The 4820-nt window shown below is 45.5% G+C and carries 1 protein-coding gene; it reads right to left on the bottom strand.

The genetic code is table 11. The features are described from left to right. Positions 1 to 4820 (bottom strand): MopE-related protein (locus FLP08_RS15310; protein WP_262885546.1); only part of this gene is annotated, 4820 nt, incomplete at both ends.

Genomic DNA, 4820 nt, shown 5'->3' with positions numbered 1-4820 from the left:
TCAGGCTATACTCTGATCCCGGACTTGTACAGGAAATAACTGAAGTGGTTGATCCTAAATAGCCATCACCATCAGCATCCACTCCTTTGTACCAAACTGTATCTGGAGTAAGATCTTTATTGCTATCGTCACAGTCGGTCACCACAGGTGAAGTGGTGCTGTATCCGGTTCCGGGAGAAGCACATTGGGTTTTAGAATCTACGCTTCCAATAAATCCATCCCCGTCATTATCCACTCCGATATACCAAAGGGTATCCGGGTTGATAGCTTTATCGGAATCATCACAGTCGGTCACCGTTGGGGAAGCGATGCTGTATCCGGTTCCGGGAGAAACGCATTGAGTTTTAGAATCCACATTTCCAATAAATCCGTCGCCGTCATTATCAATTCCGATATACCAAACTGTATCCGGATTGATCGCTTTATCAGAATCATCACAGTCATCTGTAACCGGTTCTGTCAGGCTATAATCTGATCCGGGACTTGTACAGGAAACAACTGAAGTGGTTGAACCAAAATAGCCATCAACATCGGCATCTACCCCTTTGTACCAGACCGTATCGGGAGTAATTTCTTTATTGTTATCATCACAGTCGGCCACCACAGGTGAAGTGGTGCTGTATACGGTTCCCGGAGAAACACATTGAGTGATGGAATCCACGCCTCCAATAAATCCGTCGCCGTCAGCATCAACACCGATATACCAGACTGTATCAGGGTTGATCGCTTTATCCGAATCGTCGCAATCTTCTATAGCCGGTTCGGTCAGGCTATAATCTGATCCCGGACTTGTACAAGAAGTAACTGAAGTTGTCGAACCAAAGTAGCTGTCGCCATCGGCATCCAATCCTCTATACCATACCGTAGCTGGAGTAAGATCTTTATTGCTATCATCACAATCGGTCACCGCTGGTGAAGTGGTGCTATATCCGGTTCCCGGAAAAGTACATTGGGTTGTAGAATCCACACTTCCAATAAATCCGTCGCCGTCATTATCCACCCCGATATACCAAAGGGTATCCGGGTTGATAGCTTTATCAGAATCATCACAGTCATCAGTAGCCGGTTCGGTCAGGCTATACTCTGATCCCGGACTTGTACATGAAACAACTGAAGTGGTTGATCCAAAATAACTATCGCCATCGGCATCCACTCCTTTGAACCAGACAGTATCTGGAGTAAGATCTTTATTGCTATCGTCACAGTCGGTCACCACAGGAGAAGTTGTGCTGTATCCGGTTCCGGGAGAAACACATTGAGTTTTGGAATCAACGCTTCCAATAAATCCATCCCCGTCAGCATCAACACCGATATACCAAATGGTATCCGGGTTGATCGCTTTATCAGAATCATCACAATCGGTCACCGCAGGTGAAGTCGTGCTATATCCGGTGCCGGAAGAAGCACATTGGGTTTTAGAATCCACACTTCCAATGTATCCATCTCCATCATTATCGACTCCGATATACCAAATAGTTTCAGGGTTGATAGCTTTATCAAAATCATCACAGTCGGTCACTGCAGGTGAAGTCGTGCTGTATCCGGTTCCGGGAGAAGCACATTGAGTGATGGAATCCACGCTTCCAATAAATCCATCCCCGTCATTATCGACTCCGGTATACCAAACTGTCATCGGGTTGATAGCTTTATCAGAATCATCACAGTCATCAATAGCCTGTTCGGTCAGGCTATACTCTGCTCCCGGACTTGTACAGGAAACAACTGAAGTGGTTGATCCAAAATAACTATCGCCATCAGCATCTACTCCTTTGTACCATACCTTATCTGGAGTAATTTCTTTATTGCTATCGTTACAGTCCGTCACCGCAGGGGAAGTGGTGCTGTATCCGGTTCCCGGAGAAGCACACTGCGTTGTAGAATCAACGCTTCCAATAAATCCGTCGCCGTCATTATCGACTCCGATATACCAAACTGTATCGGGGTTGATAGATTTGTCGGAATCATCACAGTCATCAGTAGCCGGTTCGATCAGACTATACTCTGATCCAGGGCTTGTACAGGAAACCACTGAAGTTGTCGACCCAAAATAGGTATCACCGTCAGCATCTACTCCTTTGTACCATACCGTATCTGGAGTAATTTCTTTTTTACTATCATCACAGTCGGTCACCACAGGTGAAGTCGTGCTGTATCCTGTGCCGGGAGAAACACATTGAGTTGTAGAATCCACACTTCCAATAAATCCATCGCCGTCATTATCAATTCCGGTATACCAAACGGTATCAGGGTTGATAGCTTTATCAGAATCATCACAGTCATCAGTAGCCGGTTCGGTCAGGCTATACTCTGATCCCGGACTTGCACAGGAAACAACTGAAGTGGTCGAACCAAAATAACTATCGCCATCGGCGTCTACGCCTTTGTACCAAATAGTATCTGGAGTAAGATCTTTATTGCTATCGTCACAATCGCTCACCACAGGTGAAGTAGTGCTGTATCCGGTTCCCGGAGAAGCACATTGAGTTTTAGAAACTACACTTCCAATAAATCCGTCGCTATCATTATCGAGTCCGATATACCAAACGGTATCTGGGTTGATCGCTTTATCGGAATCATCACAGTCATCCATGGCCGGTTCGGTCAGGCTATAATCGGTTCCCGGACTTGCACAGGAAACAACTGAAGTTGTTGAACCAAAATAGCCATCAACATCGGCATCTACCCCTTTATACCATACCGTATCTGGAGTAAGATCTTTATTACTATCGTCACAGTCGGTCACCGCGGGTGAAATAGTGCTGTATCCGGTTCCGGGAGAAGCACATTGGGTTTTAGAATCAACGCTTCCAATAAATCCATCGCCGTCAGCATCAACACCGATATACCAAATGGTATCAGGATTGATCGCTTTATTCGAATCGTCGCAATCATTCATTGCCGGTTCGGTCAGGCTATACCCTGCTCCAGGACTTGTACAGGAAATAACTGAGGTTGTAAACCCAAAATAGGTATCACCGTCAGCATCTACTCCTTTGTACCATACCGTATCTGGAGTAAGTTCTTTATTGCTATCGTCACAGTCGGTCACCACAGGAGAAATTCTGCTATATCCGGTTCCGGGAGAAACACATTGAGTTGTAGAATCAACACTTCCAATAAATCCGTCGCCGTCATTATCAATTCCGATGTACCAAACTGTCTCCGGGTTGATCGCTTTATTCGAATCGTCGCAGTCATCAGTAGCCGGTTCGGTCAGGCTATAATCGGTTCCCGGACTTGCACAGGAAACAACTGAAGTGGTTGATCCAAAATAACTATCGCCATCAGCATCTACTCTTTTGTACCATACCGTATCTGGAGTAATTTCTTTATTGCTATCGTTACAGTCCGTCACCGCAGGGGAAGTGGTGCTGTATCCGGTTCCCGGAAAAGCACATTGAGTTGTAGAATCTACGCTTCCAATAAATCCGTCGCCGTCATTATCGACTCCGATATACCAAACTGTATCGGGGTTGATAGATTTGTCGGAATCATCACAGTCATCAGTAGCCGGTTCGGTCAGACTATACTCTGATCCCGGACTTGCACAAGAAATAACTGAAGTGGTTGATCCTAAATAGCCATCACCATCAGCATCCACTCCTTTGTACCATACCGTATCTGGAGTAATTTCTTTATTGCTATCGTCACAGTCGGTCACCACAGGTGAAGTGGTGCTGTATCCGGTGCCGGGAGAAGCACATTGGGTTTTAGAATCAACACTTCCAATAAATCCATCCCCGTCATTATCAACTCCGATATACCAAAGGGTATCTGGATTGATCGCTTTATCAGAGTCATCACAGTCGGTCACCGCAGATGAAGTGGTGCTGTATCCTGTGCCGGGAGAAACACATTGAGTTGTAGAATTCACACTTCCAATAAATCCGTCGCCGTCATTATCAATTCCGGTATACCAAACTGTATCAGGGTTGATAGCTTTATCAGAATCATCACAGTCATCAGTAGCCGGTTCGGTCAGGCTATACTCTGCTCCAGGACTTGTACATGAAACAATTGAAGTTGTCGAACCAAAATAGGTATCTCCATCAGCATCCATTCCTTTGTACCAGACCGTATCTGGGGTAACATCCTTATCGCTGTCATCACAGTCGGTCACCGAAGGGGAGGCAGTGCTGTATCCGGTTCCGGGAGAAGCACATTGAGTTTTAGAATCAACACTTCCAATAAATCCGTCGCCGTCATTATCAATTCCAGTATACCAAATAGTTTCCGGGTTGATCGCTTTATCAGAGTCATCGCAGTCATCAGTAACCGGTTCGGTCAGGCTATAATCTGTCCCTGGAATTTCACATGAAATAACTGAAGTTGTCGAACCAAAATAGGTATCTCCGTCATTATCTACTCCGATATACCAAATGGTATCAGGATTGATCGCCTTATCAGAATCATCACAGTCATCAATAGCCTGTTCGGTCAGGCTATACTCTGCTCCCGGACTTGTACAGGAAACCACTGAAGTGGTTGATCCAAAATAGCCATCACCATCAGCATCCATTCCTTTGTACCATACCGTATCGGGAGTAAGATCTTTTTTACTATCATCACAGTCGGTCACTGCAGGTAAACTGGTGCTGTATGCGGCTCCCGGAGAAACGCATTGAGTTGTAGAATCCACACTTCCAATAAATCCGTCGCCGTCATTATCCACTCCGATATACCAAACTGTATCCGGGTTGATAGCTTTATCAGAATCATCACAGTCATCAGTAGCCGGTTCGGTCAGGCTATACTCTGATCCCGGACTTGTACAGGAAATAACTGAAGTGGTTGATCCTAAATAGCCATCACCATCAGCA

The organism is Christiangramia aestuarii (assembly GCF_009735585.1).
Taxonomy (GTDB): Bacteria; Bacteroidota; Bacteroidia; order Flavobacteriales; family Flavobacteriaceae; genus Christiangramia; species Christiangramia aestuarii.
The sequence above is the reverse complement of the archived record's forward strand: the minus strand, read 5'-3'. Positions and strand labels throughout refer to the sequence as shown.